Source organism: Pantoea sp. X-Soil-TKNS-1211 (assembly GCF_059730495.1).
The window spans coordinates 3126035-3144135 of the sequence record NZ_AP035953.1; the positions used below are offsets into that span (position 1 = coordinate 3126035).

The 18101-nt window shown below is 55.8% G+C and carries 20 protein-coding genes; 2 read left to right on the forward strand and 18 right to left on the reverse strand.

The features are described 5' to 3' along the window. Positions 1 to 16: 16 nt before the first annotated feature. The 6 genes from AC6I8W_RS14740 to prmB form a co-directional block, all read right to left on the reverse strand. Positions 17 to 298 carry a YfcL family protein gene (locus AC6I8W_RS14740; protein ID WP_497835617.1) on the reverse strand — a complete coding sequence of 94 codons (282 nt, stop codon included), beginning with the start codon at positions 296 to 298 and terminating at the stop codon, positions 17 to 19. A gap of 22 nt (positions 299 to 320) precedes the next feature. Further along, positions 321 to 866: an elongation factor P hydroxylase gene (locus tag AC6I8W_RS14745; RefSeq protein ID WP_497835618.1), complete on the reverse strand. Its 546-nt coding sequence runs from the start codon at positions 864 to 866 to the stop codon at positions 321 to 323. Between the two features lie 67 nt (positions 867 to 933). Further along, a complete protein-coding gene (locus tag AC6I8W_RS14750) occupies positions 934 to 1731 on the reverse strand; it encodes a sulfite exporter TauE/SafE family protein (protein ID WP_497835619.1) in 798 nt (265 codons plus the stop codon). An 18-nt stretch (positions 1732 to 1749) separates the two neighbouring features. Next, the gene (mepA, locus tag AC6I8W_RS14755) at positions 1750 to 2574 is read right to left on the reverse strand and encodes a penicillin-insensitive murein endopeptidase (RefSeq protein ID WP_497838198.1); all 825 of its coding nucleotides are present in this window, start codon (positions 2572 to 2574) and stop codon (positions 1750 to 1752) included. A 4-nt stretch (positions 2575 to 2578) separates the two neighbouring features. Beyond that, positions 2579 to 3664, reverse strand: coding sequence for a chorismate synthase (aroC, locus tag AC6I8W_RS14760; RefSeq protein ID WP_021185123.1), 1086 nt, complete (start codon positions 3662 to 3664; stop codon positions 2579 to 2581). Between the two features lie 27 nt (positions 3665 to 3691). Continuing rightward, positions 3692 to 4624 carry a 50S ribosomal protein L3 N(5)-glutamine methyltransferase gene (prmB, locus tag AC6I8W_RS14765; protein ID WP_497835620.1) on the reverse strand — a complete coding sequence of 311 codons (933 nt, stop codon included), beginning with the start codon at positions 4622 to 4624 and terminating at the stop codon, positions 3692 to 3694. 159 nt (positions 4625 to 4783) lie between these two features. On the opposite strand from prmB, the gene smrB reads away from it, so the two are divergent. After that, positions 4784 to 5332, forward strand: a complete 549-nt coding sequence (gene smrB / locus AC6I8W_RS14770) for an endonuclease SmrB (protein WP_497835621.1) — start codon at positions 4784 to 4786, stop codon at positions 5330 to 5332. 33 nt (positions 5333 to 5365) lie between these two features. On the opposite strand, the gene sixA is transcribed toward smrB, so the two are convergent. The 4 genes from sixA to AC6I8W_RS14790 form a co-directional block, all read right to left on the reverse strand. Beyond that, on the reverse strand, positions 5366 to 5848 hold the full coding sequence (sixA, locus tag AC6I8W_RS14775; protein WP_497835622.1) for a phosphohistidine phosphatase SixA: 483 nt from the start codon (positions 5846 to 5848) through the stop codon (positions 5366 to 5368). Positions 5849 to 6043: 195 nt separating this feature from the next. Continuing rightward, positions 6044 to 8173, reverse strand: coding sequence for a fatty acid oxidation complex subunit alpha FadJ (gene fadJ / locus AC6I8W_RS14780; RefSeq protein WP_497835623.1), 2130 nt, complete (start codon positions 8171 to 8173; stop codon positions 6044 to 6046). Continuing rightward, the gene (fadI, locus tag AC6I8W_RS14785) at positions 8173 to 9483 is read right to left on the reverse strand and encodes an acetyl-CoA C-acyltransferase FadI (RefSeq protein WP_497835624.1); all 1311 of its coding nucleotides are present in this window, start codon (positions 9481 to 9483) and stop codon (positions 8173 to 8175) included. Before fadI ends, fadJ begins: the two co-directional genes overlap by 1 nt. 168 nt (positions 9484 to 9651) lie before the next feature. After that, a complete protein-coding gene (locus tag AC6I8W_RS14790; protein WP_497835625.1) occupies positions 9652 to 9948 on the reverse strand; it encodes a YfcZ/YiiS family protein in 297 nt (98 codons plus the stop codon). A gap of 356 nt (positions 9949 to 10304) precedes the next feature. Between AC6I8W_RS14790 and fadL the strand changes: the two genes are divergently transcribed. Further along, positions 10305 to 11585 carry a long-chain fatty acid transporter FadL gene (gene fadL, locus AC6I8W_RS14795; RefSeq protein WP_497835626.1) on the forward strand — a complete coding sequence of 427 codons (1281 nt, stop codon included), beginning with the start codon at positions 10305 to 10307 and terminating at the stop codon, positions 11583 to 11585. Between the two features lie 77 nt (positions 11586 to 11662). Here fadL and mlaA read toward each other — a convergent pair whose 3' ends face one another. From mlaA to AC6I8W_RS14835, 8 genes are read right to left on the reverse strand one after another with little or no spacing between them, the layout of a single operon-like run. Beyond that, positions 11663 to 12430 (reverse strand): phospholipid-binding lipoprotein MlaA, encoded by a 768-nt coding sequence (gene mlaA / locus AC6I8W_RS14800; RefSeq protein ID WP_497835627.1) that lies wholly within the window; start codon positions 12428 to 12430, stop codon positions 11663 to 11665. A gap of 40 nt (positions 12431 to 12470) precedes the next feature. Continuing rightward, positions 12471 to 13682, reverse strand: coding sequence for a c-type cytochrome biogenesis protein CcmI (ccmI, locus tag AC6I8W_RS14805; RefSeq protein ID WP_497835628.1), 1212 nt, complete (start codon positions 13680 to 13682; stop codon positions 12471 to 12473). Beyond that, positions 13682 to 14137: a cytochrome c-type biogenesis protein gene (locus AC6I8W_RS14810; RefSeq protein ID WP_036626831.1), complete on the reverse strand. Its 456-nt coding sequence runs from the start codon at positions 14135 to 14137 to the stop codon at positions 13682 to 13684. The genes ccmI and AC6I8W_RS14810 overlap by 1 nt, the downstream gene beginning before the upstream one ends. After that, on the reverse strand, positions 14134 to 14691 hold the full coding sequence (locus AC6I8W_RS14815; RefSeq protein ID WP_013509947.1) for a DsbE family thiol:disulfide interchange protein: 558 nt from the start codon (positions 14689 to 14691) through the stop codon (positions 14134 to 14136). The genes AC6I8W_RS14810 and AC6I8W_RS14815 overlap by 4 nt, the downstream gene beginning before the upstream one ends. Beyond that, a complete protein-coding gene (locus AC6I8W_RS14820) occupies positions 14688 to 16646 on the reverse strand; it encodes a heme lyase CcmF/NrfE family subunit (RefSeq protein WP_497835629.1) in 1959 nt (652 codons plus the stop codon). Before AC6I8W_RS14820 ends, AC6I8W_RS14815 begins: the two co-directional genes overlap by 4 nt. Beyond that, positions 16643 to 17128 carry a cytochrome c maturation protein CcmE gene (ccmE, locus tag AC6I8W_RS14825; RefSeq protein WP_480364725.1) on the reverse strand — a complete coding sequence of 162 codons (486 nt, stop codon included), beginning with the start codon at positions 17126 to 17128 and terminating at the stop codon, positions 16643 to 16645. The genes AC6I8W_RS14820 and ccmE overlap by 4 nt, the downstream gene beginning before the upstream one ends. After that, positions 17125 to 17358: a heme exporter protein CcmD gene (ccmD, locus tag AC6I8W_RS14830; protein WP_480364726.1), complete on the reverse strand. Its 234-nt coding sequence runs from the start codon at positions 17356 to 17358 to the stop codon at positions 17125 to 17127. Before ccmD ends, ccmE begins: the two co-directional genes overlap by 4 nt. Continuing rightward, on the reverse strand, positions 17355 to 18095 hold the full coding sequence (locus AC6I8W_RS14835; protein WP_497838199.1) for a heme ABC transporter permease: 741 nt from the start codon (positions 18093 to 18095) through the stop codon (positions 17355 to 17357). The genes ccmD and AC6I8W_RS14835 overlap by 4 nt, the downstream gene beginning before the upstream one ends. Positions 18096 to 18101: the final 6 nt, after the last annotated feature.

Sequence of the window (18101 nt, forward strand, 5' to 3'; positions counted from 1 at the left end):
CGCTACGAAATGTACCTTAGGCTGTTTGGCGCGCCTGGTTAAACAAGTTTTCCCACATACCGACCACCAACGCCTGATCACGTGGTGACAGCTCACCGGCAGCAATAGCTTTTTGCAGGCTATGGGTGACCTGAATCTGCAACGCTTCCGGCGTGTGTTCGCCGCTTTGTTCGATTTCGGCCACCGCCAGCGTCAGATGTCCACGCAGATAACCGCCAGCAAACAATTCGTCGTCACTGGCGTGATCTACCATATCGTCAATCAGCGCCAGAATGCGTGACTCAAATTCTACGATCATCTCAATTTTCCTTCATTAATGGTCACAGATCTTCCGGCCAGGGAAACTGTGCCGCAGTCAGCGCAGGGGTGCCGTAATAATCTCGTAATGCCTGAATAAACCGCGCCGGACGCGCCGGGATGCCTTGCTCAAGATACCTCATCACCTGGGCATGCACTTTACGCTGAAACGCAATGCGATCTGGCTCACAATCTCCTTCGAGATTGTCACAACTTACGTTGAAGGGAAAGCCTGCCGCCACACAAAACAACCACTCCAGCGCCTGTGGTTTGATCTCCACCGATTCAAACTGGCTTTGTGTCTGCGCATCGCGTCCGTCCGGGCAATACCAGTAGCCAAAATCCACCAGCTTGCGGCGTGCTTCTCCGGCAATACACCAGTGAGAGATTTCATGCATACCGCTGGCGTAAAAACCGTGGGCAAAAACCACGCGATGCCACGGTGAGGTCTCATCTGCCGGAAGATAAATGGGTTCGTCGTCGCCTTTAATTAGACGCGTCTGAAACTCGTCCTGAAAGCAGCTATCGAACACGCTAATCAGCTGCTCGTAATGGTGTGTTGTACTCATGATGTCATTGTTCTGTTGAAAACCGGCGTCATTGTCGCATCGGCTGCCGGTATTGACGAGTGTTTGATCACAGGGTGGCCATCCATGCTAGCAATGCGCTGCCGTGACTATCCCATAACAGTTTAGCGCTCATCACCGCAGAGACTGTCACCACCATCGGGCGGATCAGTTTCTGACCACGGCTCAGCACCAGACGCGCGCCGAGTCTGGCACCGCAAAACGCACCCAGCAACATAATCAGGCCGGTGCCCCACACCACCTTGCCGCCAAACATAAAGAACAGCAGGCTACCAAAGTTGGAGGTGAAGTTGAGGATCTTGGCGTGTGCAGTGGCTTTTGCCAGATTGAAACCACACAGGGTGACGAAAGCCAGGGCATAAAAAGAACCGGCACCGGGACCGAAGAAGCCATCGTAAAAACCGACACAACCGCCCCCCACCAATGCATAGGCTAAACCGTGCAGGCGTTGCGCACGATCCTGCTCACCAATACGCGGCATCAACAGGAACCACAGCCCGATACTGATCAACAACAGCGGCAGTACCTGGCGCAGGATATCGGCTTTGATATGCTGGATCAGCACGGCACCGCAGATCGCGCCGATAAAGGTCAGGGCAATATTCAACCGTTGTGCATGGAGGTTAATCACTCCACGTCGAACAAAATAGAGGCTGGCGGAGAAAGACCCCCCCACCGATTGCAGTTTATTAGTGGCTAACGCCTGCGCAGGGGAAAGCCCGGCCGCCAGCAGGGATGGCAGCGTCAACAAGCCACCGCCACCGGCAATGGAATCAATAAAAGCCGCCAGCACCGAGACACCGAATAACACGACCAGCACCAGAGGGCTGGCTACAAACCATTCCATACTGTTCTTACATCCCTGTTATAACAAATGGTTATCCAACAATGCCTGGCATGAAGGCGGCAGTGGTGGCGGTTCTTTTTTAACCGGTGCGGTGCTGCCCGGCTGCTTCGGCAGGAACCAGCTCTCCAGCTCGGCACCGCATCCGTCACCCGGCGGTGGTGCCGGTTGATCCTGGCATTCCAGGCTGCCCGGCGGGCAACGCAGTCGTACATGCATATGCGCGCGATGGGCAAACCACGGGCGCACCTTATTCAGCCAGGCGCGATCGCTGCCAGCATCGGCACAAAGCTGCTTTTTAATCGCCGGATTGACGAAGATACGCGTCACTTCATCATCTTTCGCTGCCAGTTTGATCAGACTGTCGATCTGCGGCTGCCAATGACGCGCTACCACCTGCTTGCCATCTGGAGCAACCAGGTCGAGGGGCTGTGGTTTCAGCAGTTGCTGCGCCGTCCAGCGGTTACGCGGCAGTTGCAGCCAGATATCAACATCCAGACCAGTCTGATGACTGGCATGACCGCTGCTAAAACGGCCGCCCGCCGCCATCCCCATATCCCCAATTAACACCTGCCCCAGTTGCAGCTGATGGACCTGGCTGCTGAGACGCTGAATAAAGGCGATCAGGTCGGGATGGCCGAAATAACGGCGCTGGTCCTGACGCATCACCTGGTAATCAGGTGAGTTCAGCGGCAGTTGTTGGGCACCGACAATACAGCCATTGGCAAAGCTGCCAATCGACTGCGGTGCACCGCTAATCGGTTGATAAATTTGCTGCCACGGTGTGGCAGCATTGACGGCAGCGGTGCAAAGCAACGCGGCAAGGGTGAGCAGCAGGCGACGCATCGATTTACCAGCGTGGAACAGTGGAGTTAACGTCAGCACACTGCGCACGCTGGCGCAGCAGATGATCCATCAGCACGATCGCCATCATCGCTTCGGCAATCGGCACGGCGCGGATACCGACACAGGGATCGTGACGACCTTTGGTGATCATCTCAACCTCTTCGCCGTCGCGGGTGATGGTTTTACCCGGTACGGTGATGCTGGATGTCGGTTTCATCGCCAGGTTCGCGCTGATAGTCTGGCCGCTGCTGATACCGCCGAGAATGCCGCCTGCGTGGTTGCTCTGGAAGCCGTTAGCACGGATTTCATCGCGATGCTGGCTGCCACGCTGGTTAACCACCGCGAAACCGTCACCGATCTCAACGCCTTTCACGGCGTTGATGCTCATCAGCGCATGGGCCAGATCTGCATCGAGACGGTCAAACACCGGCTCACCGAGGCCCGGTGGCACATTTTCTGCCATCACCGTCACTTTAGCACCGATGGAGTCACCCTCTTTTTTCAGTGCGCGCATCAGTTCATCCAGTGCTTCCAGCTTGTCCGCATCCGGGCAGAAAAACGGGTTTTCTTCAACAATGCTCCAGTCCTTCAGCTCGCAAGCCACGTCGCCAATCTGCGCCAGGTAACCACGAACCTGAATACCGTGCTTCATCTGCAAATATTTTTTGGCGATGGCACCCGCAGCCACCCGCATCGCGGTTTCACGTGCTGACGAACGACCGCCGCCACGGTAATCACGCAGGCCGTATTTTTGCTCGTAGGTGTAATCCGCATGGCCTGGACGGAACAGATCTTTGATCGCGCTGTAATCCTGCGAACGCTGGTCGGTATTCTCAATCAGCAGACCAATTGAGGTTCCGGTAGTCACGCCTTCAAACACGCCAGACAAAATTTTCACCTGGTCCGGCTCACGACGCTGGGTGGTATAACGCGATGTGCCAGGACGACGACGATCGAGATCGTGCTGAATATCGGCCTCGGTCAATGGAATGCCCGGCGGCACGCCATCAACAATGCAGCCCAGCGCAATACCATGCGATTCGCCAAAGGTGGTTACTCGAAAAAATTGTCCGATGCTGTTTCCGGCCATGCTGATTCCTTGTTGCGATGTTCGCTTTTAGTCTTTAAAGAATGAGAAATGATGTTGCGCGTCAACAATTTGCTGGCGGGTCAACATAAATACGCCGTCACCACCGTTGTCGAACTCGAGCCAGGTGAAAGGCACATCGGGATATTGTTCGATCATATGCACCATGCTGTTGCCCACTTCGCAAATCAGCACGCCCTGCTCGCTGAGATATTTCGGGGCACAGGCGAGGATACGCCGTACCAGTTTCAGGCCATCGCTGCCCGCTGCCAGTCCCAGCTCCGGCTCGTGGTGATATTCACCCGGCAGGTCATCCATATCTTCGGCATCAACGTAAGGCGGGTTGGTGACGATCAGGTCGTATTTGACCTCCGGCAGACCGCGGAACAAATCGGCGCGAATCGGGGTAACGTGGTTCAGCAAACCATGTTCTTCGATGTTCTGCTCCGCAACCGCCAGCGCATCGGTGGAGATATCCACTGCGTCCACCTCGGCTTCCGGGAAGGCATAAGCACAGGCGATGGCAATGCAGCCACTGCCGGTGCACATATCAAGGATATGACTCGGGTTATCAGCAATCAGCCCGGCAAAGCGGTTGTCAATCAACTCACCAATCGGCGAACGCGGCACCAGCACACGCTCGTCGACATAAAACTCATGGCCACAGAACCAGGCTTTGTTGGTGAGATAGGCCACCGGGATACGCTCGTTGACGCGGCGAATCACGCGTTCAACGATGCGATGACGCTCGCTGGCTGTCAGGCGCGCATAACGCATATCTTCCGGGATATCGAGCGGCAGCCAGAGGGTGGGCAGGACCAGTTGTACCGCTTCGTCCCAGGGGTTGTCTGTGCCGTGACCATACCAGATACCGGCCGCAGAAAAACGGCTGACGGCCCAGCGCAGCATATCCTGAATGGTGTGCAGTTCGTTGACTGCCTCATCGACGAAAATTTTGTCCACGTAGCCCTCCAGCAGGCCATAAAATCAATCGGCCGATAGTTTGCCACGAAGCCGGGCAGAATTCAGCGCGGCAAGGTGAAAAAGCTGACATTTGTTAACACTTAAAGGTAAGGTAGGACATCAGAGTCCCCCGCCATTCCTGAAGACATCTATTGAGACATGAGTAAGAAGACGCCGCTAAGCCAGGACGATCAGGCGATGTTCCGCCAGTTAATGACCGGAACACGCAAGTTGAAACAGGATACCGTCGTGCACAAACCGGTGGTAAAAACGCGTGAAGTACCGCTAAAAAGGCTGCTTTCCGAACAGGCCGATAACAGCCATTATTTCTCCGATGAATTTCAGCCGCTGCTTTCCAGCGACGGGCCGGTGCGCTACGTACGCGCCGATGTCAGCCATTATGAGTTGAAAAAACTGCGGCGCGGTGATTACACCCCGGAGATTTTCCTCGACCTGCACGGCTTAACCCAGATGCAGGCCAAGCAGGAGCTGGGCGCTCTGATTGCCGCCTGTCGTCGTGAACATCTGTTTTGCGCCAGCGTGATGACCGGGCACGGTAAACACATCCTCAAGCAGCAAACGCCGCTGTGGCTGGCACAACATCCGTGGGTGATGGCGTTTCATCAGGCACCGAAAATGTTTGGCGGTGATGCCGCCTTGCTGGTGCTGATTGAAGTGGAAGAGTGGCAACCGCCAGAATTGCCTTGAGGGCCAGGGCCGCTGCGGCGGCCCATCGCGGGATTACATCGCTTTGGCCAGTTTTGAGGGACTGACCTGCCACTCCAGTTTGCCTTCGCAGGTTACCGGGTCAAAATTGACACAGGCAATCGCGGAAGTCGCGAACATCGGCGGGGTTTCCTGTGGGCAAAGCTCGGAAACCAGATAGCCCACCAGCGGCAGATGCGAAATCACCAGCACCGATTTCACCCCTTCGTTCGCCAGCGTCTGCAAATAGCAGGCCACCAGCCCCGGATCGCCGCCCGGCGTTAGCTCTGGCAACACATCCTGCCCTTCCGGCAGCGTCAGAGCTTCTCGTACCGTTGCCAGGGTTTGACCGGCACGCAGATAGGGGCTGACCAGCACCCGTTCGATATCCAGCGCCTGGCCGTTGAGCCAGCTCGCCATCTGGCGTGATTCGTCACATCCGCAAAGCGTGAGTGGTCTGACTGAATCACTTGCTGCTTCCAGAGCCGCATCGCCATGACGCATGATAAAAACTTGCATAAAGCACCGCTGTTGTTTGTCGATATCATCCGGTACCACAGCACCAGACGCTTCATTCTGCGAATGAACGCTGTGTTTTACCGCAATGGCTTCAGTATAGTCAACCGGTTGTTTATTAAATAAGCATATCTCAGAATGCTACCGCATAAGGGTTATCCGAACTCTCTTTCTAACCCGCTGAATCTGTAAGCCTATTCAGATTTGTGCGGAAGTGTAAAATTTCGTTTGCTCTTGTAGCGCTGTCATCAGTGCGTCACAAGGTGCAAAACGATCGCCGTGTCGCTGCATTAAGGCATTTAATGTATTGACCATTTCAGCAGCCCCGAGCTGATCCATATAGCGGAACGGCCCGCCGAGGAACGGTGGAAAACCGATGCCAAATACGGCGGCAATGTCACCATCACGCGCGCTGCGAATCACCGCTTCATCGAGACAGCGAGCCGCTTCGTTCAGCATCATCATTATGCAACGCGTGGCAATCTGCTCTGCGGTTTGCGTGGCTTGAGGTTCGATGCCCAGCAGGCTATAAAGCGACGCATCGGCTTTGCGCTTCATTGGGAAACGTGCGCGTTGATATAAATAGAAGCCTTTGCCGTTTTTACGTCCCTTGCGATCGTCTGCCAGAATCGCCGCCACCGCCTCCGGCGCGCTGAAACGATCACCATACGCCTGTTGCAGGATCGGGCTGATTTTGCTGCCAACATCGATCCCTACCTCATCCAGCAACTGCAACGGGCCTACCGGAAAGCCAAACTTCACCAGCGCCCGATCAATATGTTCAATCGGCTCGCCTTCCAGCAGACAGCGCATCGCTTCATTTATATAGGGCGCGAGGATACGGTTGACGTAAAAGCCTGGTTTATCTGCCACCACCACGGCGGTTTTACCCTGCTGTCGCGCCAGTTGCACCGTGGCCGCCAGCGTTTCTGCGGAGGTTGTGGCATGGGGAATCACCTCGACCAACGGCATTTTGTCTACCGGGCTGAAGAAATGCAGGCCGATCACGTTCTCCGGGCGTTGCGCATTGGCAGCAATCTCGCCAATCGGCAGCGACGAGGTGTTGGAGGCAAAGATGGTGTGTGGCTGGCAATGGCTTTCAATTTCCGCCACCATCTGCTGCTTCAGCGCCAGATCTTCAAATACCGCCTCAATCACCAGATCGCGGCGGGCAAAGCCCTGGTAATCCTGGCTGCCGCTGATCAACGCCATCTGTTGCTGGCGCTGCGCCGCATTGATCTGGCGGCGCTTCAGACGCTGCGTCAGCCGATCCCAACTGTACTGCAACGCATGATTGATGCCACTGAGGTTAATGTCACGGATGCGCACCGGTAATCCGGCACTCAGCGCCGTCACGCTGGCGATACCACCGCCCATCAGCCCACCGCCGAGTACGCCGATATGCTGTAGCTCTCTCGGTGCTGCATCGGCAAAAGCTTCTTTTTTTATCGCGGTGGAGGCAAAAAATACGCTACGCAGCGCGGCCGACTCGCGGGTCATCGCCAGCTCGCCAAAAGCACGCGCTTCGGCTTCGTGACCAGCGCTGCTACCCTGCTCCAGGCCAATCCTCACCACCTGCAAAATCCGCGTCGTGGCAGGATAGTTGCCCTGGGTTTTGCTATCGGTCTGGCGTTTTGCCAGCGCGAATAACAACTGCCGGGCCAGCGGCCCTTGCCAGAGCCGATCGCGACATGGCAGCGTGCGCAGGGTCTTTTTCCCCTTTAACACCCGCGCAATAGCGGTTTCCAGCAGGATGGATTGAGGGACAGCATCATCAACAATACCCAGTTTTAACGCCTGTTTTGCCCGTAGTTGTTTCCCGGTCAGGATTAGCGGCAGCGCCTGCTGTACGCCAATCAGTCGGGGCAACCGCTGCGTCCCACCGGAACCGGGCAGTAACCCCAGCTGCACCTCCGGCAGACCAAGACGCGTTTTGTCATCCAGCGAGCAGATACGTGCATCGCATGCCAGCGCCAGCTCCAGTCCACCACCAAGGCAGGCTCCGTGAATCGCCGCCACCACCGGAAACGGCAGCGCCGCAATGGCCGCCATAACTTCCTGCCCCTGGCGTGCCAGCGCTTCAGCTTCTTCAGCGGTCCGGCAGCGATCGATCATGCTGATATCCGCCCCCGCAATAAAGTTGTCACGCTTACCGGAAATCAGCACCAAGCCAGCCAGCTCAGGATCGCGTCGGGCTTCAGCCAACACCGCCTGAATCTGCGGAACAAATTCAGCTTTCAGGGTGTTCATCTTCTCGCCCGGCACATCAATGGTGATCACACCGATATGGTCGAGGCGCATGTGCAGGTGAAATGCGGAATCGCTCATTATTCAGCCTCCAGTACCATCGCGGTGCCTAAGCCACCCGCTGCGCAGGCGGTCACCAGCCCCAACCCGCCGCCACGTCGCCGTAATTCCTGTAATGTCTGGGTGATCATGCGTGCACCGGTTGCAGCAAAGGGATGACCGTAGGCAATCGATCCCCCCAGCACATTAAAGCATTCTTCATTGACCTCACCGAGCGCGTGCGGGCGATTTAACACCTCACGCGCAAAGCGTTCATCATTAAACATTTTCAGGTTTGCCAGGGTTTGCGCAGCAAAGGCTTCATGCATATCAATCAAGGTCAGGTCGTTTAAGCTGATACCGGCACGCTCCAGCGCCAGCGGCGAAGCATAAGCCGGTCCCAGCAACATATCCTGCCAGACATCAATGGCGCTAAACGCGTAGCTGCGCAGATAACCGAGCGGTGTGATGCCCAACTCACGCGCACGTCCTTCACGCATCAGAATCACGGCTGCGGCACCGTCGGTAAGTGGCGTGCTGTTGGCGGCGGTTACCGTGCCGTGGCGGCGATCAAACGCCGGGCGTAGCCGGGCATAATCAGCCGCACTGGCGTTAAAACGGACGTTGTTATCCTGTTCAATCGGGGCTTTCCACGGCGGCACAAAAGCAGGCATCACTTCCTGTGCCAGCACACCGGATTGCCAGGCGCGCGCCGCACGCTGATGCGAACGCAGGGCCAGTGCATCCTGCTGCTCGCGGGTGATGCCGTGCGTTTTTGCCATCTGCTCAGCAGTGTCCCCCATGCGCAGCCCGGTAGAATACTCGGCCACCGCAGGCGGCACCGGCAGCAGGTCACGCGGACGCAGACGACGGAGAATTTGCAGTTTCTGGCTGAAGCGGCGTGCCTTGTTAAGATCCACCAGCGCGTGCGCCAGGGTTTTACTGACACCAATCGGCAGTACTGAGGAGGAATCAGCTCCCCCGGCGATACCGGCATCAATGGTGCCTGCCATCAGGCTTTCGGCCACATTCGCCACCGCCTGGAAACTGGTCGCGCAGGCGCGGCTGACACTGTAAGCATCGGTGTGGACGCTTAATCCGCTGCTGAGCACAATTTCACGGGCGATGTTGGGTGCCTCCGGCATCTGCACCACCTGGCCGAACACCAGTTGGTCGATGACCTCCACCGGCAATTCGCTGCGTGCCATTAATTCGCTCACCGCCATCCGTCCCAACTCCAGCGCCGGGATACCATGAAAATCACTCGCCTGACGGGCAAATGGGGTACGGAGTCCGTGGGTTATGGCGATGCGTTCGCCCTGACGCGTCAGCAGCGGCTGCGCTTTGCTCATTGCCTGTCACCTGTGCTTATCGACCGGGGCGTCATTGCCCAAAGAGGTCTGACCTGATCATCAGTGTTAACCAGGAGCGCGTAAGTCGCCAATATGCAGAAGGAAAAAGTGCGAGGAGAAACACGAAATTAACAAACACTGCCGGAACGCTGTCCGGCAGTGGGAGGATTAACGCAGGCCGAGCTGGAAGATCAGGGATTCCGCCTGACAGGCGAAGATAAAGTCGATATTCAGGCGCACGCCTGCTGCTTCATTCTCCAGCCGTGAACGGATATCGCATGGCTCGGACTCAACCTGGCGTGCCCGTTCACTCAGGTGCTTCAGCATCGCTTCCGCCGCATGGCGATCGGCGAATAATCCAGACCAGTTGGCCGTACAATCGGTGTTGTCGACAACGGTGCCAACATCAACACAGCAGCAGGCTGCGGTCTCGGTAGCACTGCATTTTTTAATGGCATCAGTCATGGCTTTCTCCTGACGATAAAACAGACAAAAAAGGAATTTTTCTGCCACAAAGTGTACGCCTGAAGCCCCATCATCGCCACGCTCAACCTGCTAAGTGACGAATATCACACTAAAAATTGATCCAAAACAAATTTGACTCGCTATGCTGGAACGTAACGGCAAGGATTTTGTTAAGCAGATCTGATTTTATCGATCAAATTGGAAATATTTTAAAAACATTATTGCAACAAAGACACAGGTCAGACCTATACTCGTCGCACTGGTCTGATATGTGTCTCTGTCGTCAGTCCCTACAATCCGCCGTCCCTTGTTACGCGATGTAACAACGTTTAATAATAATTGATGAGGTTGTGGTCATGAACCATAAGAACCTGTTTGCAAAGTCAGCTGTGGCAGCTGCAGTCGCGCTCGTCTCTTCTCATGTTTACGCTGCTGGCTTTCAACTTAATGAATTTTCAGCAATCGGATTAGGCCGTGCCTATTCAGGTGAAGGCGCAATGGGTGATACCGCTGCCTCCGCCAGCCGCAACCCGGCAACGATGGCGTTAATGGATCGCCCCGAGTTCTCCATTGGTGCAGTGTATATCGACCCGGATGTGAATATTAGTGGTACCAGCCCATCGGGCCGCAGCCTTGATGCCAAAAACATCGCGCCAAATCAGTGGATCCCCAATATCCATTATGTTCATCCCATTAACGATCAGTGGTGGGTCGGGGCTTCCGTCACTTCTAACTACGGTCTGGCGACAGAATTTAATAACGGTTACACCGCAGGCGCTTACGGCGGTACCACCGATTTAACCACCGGTAATTTTAACGTCAGCACCGCTTATCGTCTGAATGAACATTTCAGTTTTGGTATCGGTTTTGATGCAGTGTATGCCAAAGCGAAAATTGAACGTTACGCCGGCGAATCGGGTGCTGCGCTGAGTCTTCCAGCTGATACCCAAATCGCCCATTTGAAAGGCGACGAATGGGGCTATGGCTGGAACGCCGGTATCCTGTATGAAGTGGATAAAAACAATCGCTTCGGCTTTACCTATCGTTCTGAAGTGAAAATCGACTTTGATGGCGATTATAAAAGTAACCTGCCGACCTCAGTTAACGCCATTAACCAGGCGATGGGTTTAGGTCTGCCTTATGCCACCGGTGGGTCAACGATCCCGGGTTCACTGACGCTGAATCTGCCTGAGATGTGGGAATTGTCTGGCTGGCATAAAGTGGCGCCGCAATGGGCCGTGCACTACAGCATGACCTATACCAGTTGGAGCCAGTTCCAGGAGCTGAAAGCCACCAACAATGGCCAGACCCTGTTCTATAAAGATGAAGGTTTCCACGACGCGTATCGTATCGCGCTGGGCACCACCTATTTCTACGACGATAACTGGACCTTCCGTGGCGGTATCGCCTTTGATGACAGTCCGGTACCGGCAGACAAACGCTCTATCTCGATCCCAGACCAGGACCGCCTGTGGTTGAGCGCCGGTGCGTCCTATGCGTTCAATAAGGATGCGTCGGTGGATATCGGTGTGTCTTACATGCACGGCCAGAATGTGACGATTAAAGAAGGTAACTACACCTTCAGATCGGAAGGGAAAGCGATGCTGTATGCGGCAGGCTTTAACTATAAGTTCTGATGAATAAGGATGTGCAGAGATGCGCATCCGGTTCGTAGCAGCAAAAAAAGCGGCTGAATCAGCCGCCTTCTTTTCATTTATTCCGCGTCAATCTCGTTGAGATCGCCCTGAATCGCTTTGGCGTTCGGGTTTTCTTCTGGCTTCAACTTACCGCCACGGGCAAGGAAATCATTACGCTGGAAATAGGCGTTGCGGATAAACGCATATGGATCCTGTTGCTGACGCAGAATAGCATCGCTATCCAGCAACTGCGCACGGGTTTCCACCCCTTCCAGTGTCCATTTACCGATCGACATCGGCCAGGTCAGCCAACCCAGCACCGGATAGAGGGTGTCAACATAGTCCCCGCCATCCTGACGCAGGGTAAAACTACCGTAAGCAGGCAGTTCCACATAAGGTCCATAACCGACGCCATAACGCCCGAGCGTACTACCAAAACGGTGCGGCTCTTCACGCGCCAGCTCAGGGTTAGCTTTGCCCGCTACGTCGATAAAACCACCCAATCCTAACGTCGAGTTCAGGAAGAAACGCGTGAAATGGATCATCGCACGACGCGGCTCGCCGGTCAGGAAGGCGTTGACCATACTCGCCGGTTCATCAAGGTTACTGAGAACATTGCTGATCCCAGTACGCGCAGGCACCGGCACATAATCGCGCCAGGCCACCGCCACCGGACGCACCACATATGGATCCAGCACGTTGAAGTTAAAGTTAAACATCGTGCGGTTAAAGCCTTCAAACGGATCGCTGCGCTGCGCAGGTTGATCGTTGTCAGCCGGTTTGGAGCTGGCACATCCCACCAGCAATACACTGGCCAGCGCCAGACCGGTCAGGCGGTAATTCATTGTTCTCTCCCTGTGCGTGCGAATTTTATGGTGTATCGCCTCAGGGCTGCTGCTGATTAATCTCTACAGCCAGTTGCTGATGACCGTCCCAGGGCGTCACTGCGCTTAAACCAAACCAGTCTCCAGACTGCGGATTGGCGCTACCATCGCGCGAGATACGCACCCGGACCTGCACCTGATGCTGCGCCGACAATAAACGGTCTGGCATCATAGCGTTGCTGTCATCCAGCGTGAGCGATAACGGGAAGTGGCTGAGCGGTAAACGCTTCACTGCCACAGGCACCGGTGATACACCGTCAGTCACAGAAATATACAACACTCCGCCTTGCGGTAACATTTTTTCTGCCTGCGGCGTTAAACTTACCGCCAATGCCAGGTGGCTATTTTGCTGTCCCGCATCCGTTTTTGCTTGTTCAATGCTGCGCTCGATCATCGCAATACGATGATCCCCCGCCGGTAACAATTTCAGCATCGTCTGCCAGGCACCAATCGCCTCATCATATTGCTGTTGCTCAAAAGCGTTGAACGCCAGCAAACTCAGGGTACGGACATTGCTGTGATCGCGCTTCAGCAGGTCACGCAGCAACATGCTGGCCTGACGATTATCCTGTGGATCGCTGGAGCGCGTCAGCACTTCTGCGTAATCCTGTTGCAGTTCCAGATTATTCGGAGCCAGTTGCAACGCACGTTCGAATGCCTGACTGGCATCGGTGGCGTTATTCAGCACCATGCCAAGTCGGCCCAACATGGTCCAGTCATTGAGGTTTTGCGGATCGGATTGCAGCGAGGTCCGTAGCCCAAGTTGCAGACGCGCCAGTTCTTCCATCGTCAACGGTTTAGCCTGCGGATCCATCACGCGCGCACGTAACGCCGGATATTCTTGCTGTACCGAGGTCCAGCCCGCCAGTTGTGCCAGTCCACCGGTTTTCAGATACATACCCAGCGAAACCACCACCAGCAAACCCGCACCAGGCAGCAGAATCCAACGGCTGCTTTGGTGGCTGCGCGCCTGGTCCTGCTGCGGTACATCGGTCAGCAAGGTTTGTTGCAACTCGCGCACCATCTCCGGGCGCTCTGCCACCACGCCCTCGTCTTCATCACGCTCCAGCTCGCGCAGGCGCTGTTGATAAAAGTCGGTGTTCAGGCGATCGCGATCGCCATTGCTGGCGACGCGTTGACGCCAACCCGCGCTGAGAAACAGCGCCGTGGCCGCCGCCAGTAAAATTATCAGGGTAATCCAGAATCCACTCATTACGGCTTCCCGTCACGCTTCAGAATCGCCGCAAGGCGCTGTTGTTCGTTGTCATCCAGTTCGCTACGCGTTTTACGCTGGCGACTGCGCAGGATAATGATCAGGCCGCCCAGCACCACAAACAGTGCCGGACCGACCCAGAGGATCAGCGTTGATGGAGTGACCGGTGGTTCATAAGTCACGAAATTGCCATAACGCGCGACCATATAATCAATGATTTGCTGACGGCTCTGGCCCTGCTTCATCAGTTCATACACTTTGAGGCGCATATCCGCAGCAATCATCGCGTTAGAGTCGGCGATGCTGTTGTTCTGGCACTTCGGACAACGCAGCGAACCGGTCAGATCGCGGTACTGCTCCTCCTGTTGTACCGAATCGAACTGGTAAGTATCAATCGCCGCCCACAGGCTGGTGCTCAGCAGCACGCCTGCGAGCAAAAGAAGCAGCCGTTTCACGCCCCTGCCCCCTTGCTGTATTTATCCCACAGCGGTTTTACTTCCTGCTGCCAGACACGTTCGTTCATATCACCGGCATGGCGATAACGAATAATGCCTTTACCATCAATCAGGAAGGTTTCCGGCGCACCGTAAACACCGAGATCAAGGCCGAGCATGCCATCACCGTCATACAGGCTCAGCGCGTAGGGATTTCCCAGCGTGTTCAGCCAGGTCACCGCTTTGGTGCGATCATCTTTATAGTTAAGACCCACCACGCGAATGCCTTTTTCCGCCAGCGTGTTGAGATATTCATGCTCAGCGCGGCAGGTCGGGCACCAGGTGGCCCAGACATTCAGCAGGATCGGTTTGCCATCGGTCAGCACCTGCTGGTCGTAAATTTTGCCCGGTTTATCGAGCGCTTCCAGTTTGAATACCGGCACCGGCTTACCGATCAATGCCGACTCCAGCAGTGTCGGATCATCACCGTTGGCGTTGCGCGTCAGCTGCCACAGCAGCGCCGCCGCCAGCAGCAAAAAGAGCACCAGCGGGATAAAAAGGATTTTCTTGTTCATGCCAGCTCCTCCCGTTGCGCTTTTTTGCGCGAACGATAACGCGGATCGAGCAGACACAGCAGGCCACCCACCGCCATAAACACACCGCCGAACCAAATCCAGCGCACGAAAGGTTTGTAGTAAATCCGCACCGCCCAGGAGCCGTCATCCAACTCTTCCCCCAGCGCAGCGTAGAGATCGCGAGTAAAGCCGCCGCTGATCGCCGCTTCGGTCATCATGGTACGTGCGGCAGTGTAGAAACGTTTTTCCGCGTGCAGCACCGCTTCCGGTTTACCGTCGCGGGTCACGTCGATAATCGCTACGCCACCACTGTAGTTCGGCCCTTGCAGGTTATGTACGTCACGGAAAATAAAGTGATAGTTATGGATATCAACGTTATCACCCGATTTCATCCGCACATCACGCTCGACGCTGTATTGGGTACTGAAGGCGATACCAATCACCGTGACCGCTACGCCGAGATGGCCGAGCACCATGCCCCAGTGGCTGCGCGTCAAATGTCGCAGCCCTTTAAAGAAGGTATGGCGATGGGTGGCGCGTTCGTGCAGCTCCATCAACGTCAGCAGGATCACCCAGATCGACATCAGCAAGCCAATCACCGTCATCGCTTCGATGCGATCCTGCAACAACCACGGCAAGGCGATGGAGAGGACTAGCGTGACCAGTAAGGCGATGCCGAGGCGTTTCCACAGTTTCTGCGGCTCATCACGACGCCAGCGCACCAGCGGGCCGATGCCGAGCATCAGCGCGAAGGGTGCCATCAACCAGGTGAACATGGTATTAAAGAAGGGTTCGCCAACCGAAATGCTGCCCAGGCCCAGTTGCTTATGCACCAGCGGCAGCAACGTGCCCAGCAGTACCACCAGCATGGCGGCAATTAACAACACGTTGTTGCCAAGCAGGAACGATTCGCGTGACCAGGCTTCGTTTTGCACCCGGCTACGTACCTGGCCGCCTTTAATCGCGTACAGCAGCAACGAGCTACCAATCACAATCACCAGGAAGGCCAGGATAAACATGCCACGCGCCGGATCGGAGGCAAACGAGTGAACCGACACCAGCACACCGGAACGCACAAGGAAAGTCCCGAGTAAACTCAGCGAGAAAGCGGTAATTGCCAGCAACACCGTCCAGGATTTAAAACTGCCGCGTTTTTCCGTCACCGCCAGCGAGTGCATCAACGCCGTACCCGCCAGCCACGGCATAAAGGAAGCATTTTCAACCGGATCCCAGAACCACCAGCCGCCCCAGCCCAGTTCATAGTACGCCCAGGCTGAACCCAGCACGATGCCAATGGTCAGAAACACCCAGGCTGCGGTGGTCCACGGACGTGACCAGCGCGCCCAGGCGGTATCGAGACGCCCTGCCATCAATGAGGCGATGGCAAACGCAAACGCCACTGAGAAGCCGACATACCCCATATACAGCAGCGGCGGATGGAAGATCAGGCCGATATCCTGCAACATTGGGTTGAGGTCACTGCCGTCGATCGGGAAGTTGGGTAAGGTGCGGGTAAACGGGTTGGAGGTCAGGGTGATAAACAGCAGGAAGCCGAGGTTAATCATCCCCATCACTGACAACACACGCGCCAGCGCATCCTGCGGCATGCCGCGGCTGAAAATCGCCACCGCAAGCGTCCAGCTACTGAGCAGCAGCACCCACAACAGCAGCGAACCTTCGTGCGCGCCCCAGGTGGCAGCGATGCGATAGTAAACCGGCAGCAGGGTGTTGGAGTTGGTTGCAACATATGCCACGGTAAAATCGTTAACGATAAACGCGTGCACCAACACCAGGAACGCCCCGGCAATGCAGGCAAACATTCCCCAGGTGAGCGGACGCGCCAACGCCATCAAACGCGCATCCTGACGTACCGCGCCCCATAGCGGATAAATACTTAACAGCAGCGCCAGTCCCAGCGCCAGGCAGAGCAGAAAGCTGCCAATTTCTGGCATCATGATTGGGCACCTGCCTGCTGATATGTTGCCGCAGGTCCTGTGTGATTTTTCTTCATTGCGTCCTGAATTTCCGGCGGCGTGTATTTTTCATCGTGCTTCGCCAGCACTTCTTTGGCATTTACCAGGTTGCCGTCTTCCAGCACGCCCTGCGCGACGACGCCCTGCCCTTCTCGGAACAGGTCCGGCAGGATACCTTCGTAGCTAACGCTCACCACGCCATTGGCGTCGTAAAGTTTGAACGAGACGGCGAGGGTTTGCGGATCGCGCTTAACGCTACCCGGCATCACCATGCCACCGACGCGAAGACGCTGGCCCGGTTCAGGTTTCTGATGATCTTCACCCTTGCCGTACAGGATTTCACTCGGGGTGTAGAACAGATCAATGTTGGAACGCAGCGCATACATCACAAGCGTAGTGGCAAGGCCTAAGCCCACCAACACCGCCACCACCACGTAAAGGCGGTTACGACGACGAATATTCACACAGATTCTCCTGCCGCTTCACTGGCGGCTTTTTTCGATTTCGCCGCGCGGATGCGACGCTCCCTGGATTGACGCTGGCGAATTTCCGCCAGCAGGCGGCGGCGGAACAACACGGTGTGCAGCACCAGTCCGATCAGCGGAATCAGCGTGAAAACCACAGCAAGCCAGACATAAAAGGCATAACCGCCCATGGCAAAGAAATCCTGCAAGGAAGAGAAAGCTGGCGTCATGATTTGCGGCCTCCCTGTGCGACCTCAATCGCCCATGGACGATGACGTTCAGTAAACAAAATCATATTGCGCAGTCGCATCAGCGTCAGCGTGATAAACACCAGCAGATAGCCAAGGATCGCCCAGCGCAGCGGAGTACGCATGCTCGGCGCAATAGCCTGTTGCAGAATGCCGGACGATCCCTGATGCAAGGTGTTCCACCACTGCACCGAGAAGTGAATAATCGGCAGGTTAACTACGCCGACCAGAATCAAAATTCCAGCGGCGCGACCGGCAGTGCGGCGGTCGTCAAAGGCGTGATACAGGGCAATGACACCCATATAAAGGAACAGCAACACCAGTTCAGAGGTCAGACGGGCATCCCAAATCCACCAGGTCCCCCACATCGGTTTGCCCCAGGCAGAGCCGGTAACCAGCGCGATAAAGGTGAACACTGCCCCAACCGGTGCCATCGCTGCCGAGACCAGATCAGCCATCTTCATCTGCCACACCAGGCCGATAAATGCTGCAATCGCCATTGAGGCATAGACGCCCATTGACCACATCGCCGCAGGTACATGGATGTACATAATGCGGAAACTGTCACCCTGCTGATAATCCGCAGGCGCAAAACCAAAGCCCCACACCCAACCCAGCAACAAGGTGACAACCCCCAGTACCGCAAACCAGGGAATTAAGCGGCCACAAAGCCGATACAGCTTTTCAGGCTTTGCCCACTGGTGTAACCATTTCCACATTTGCAT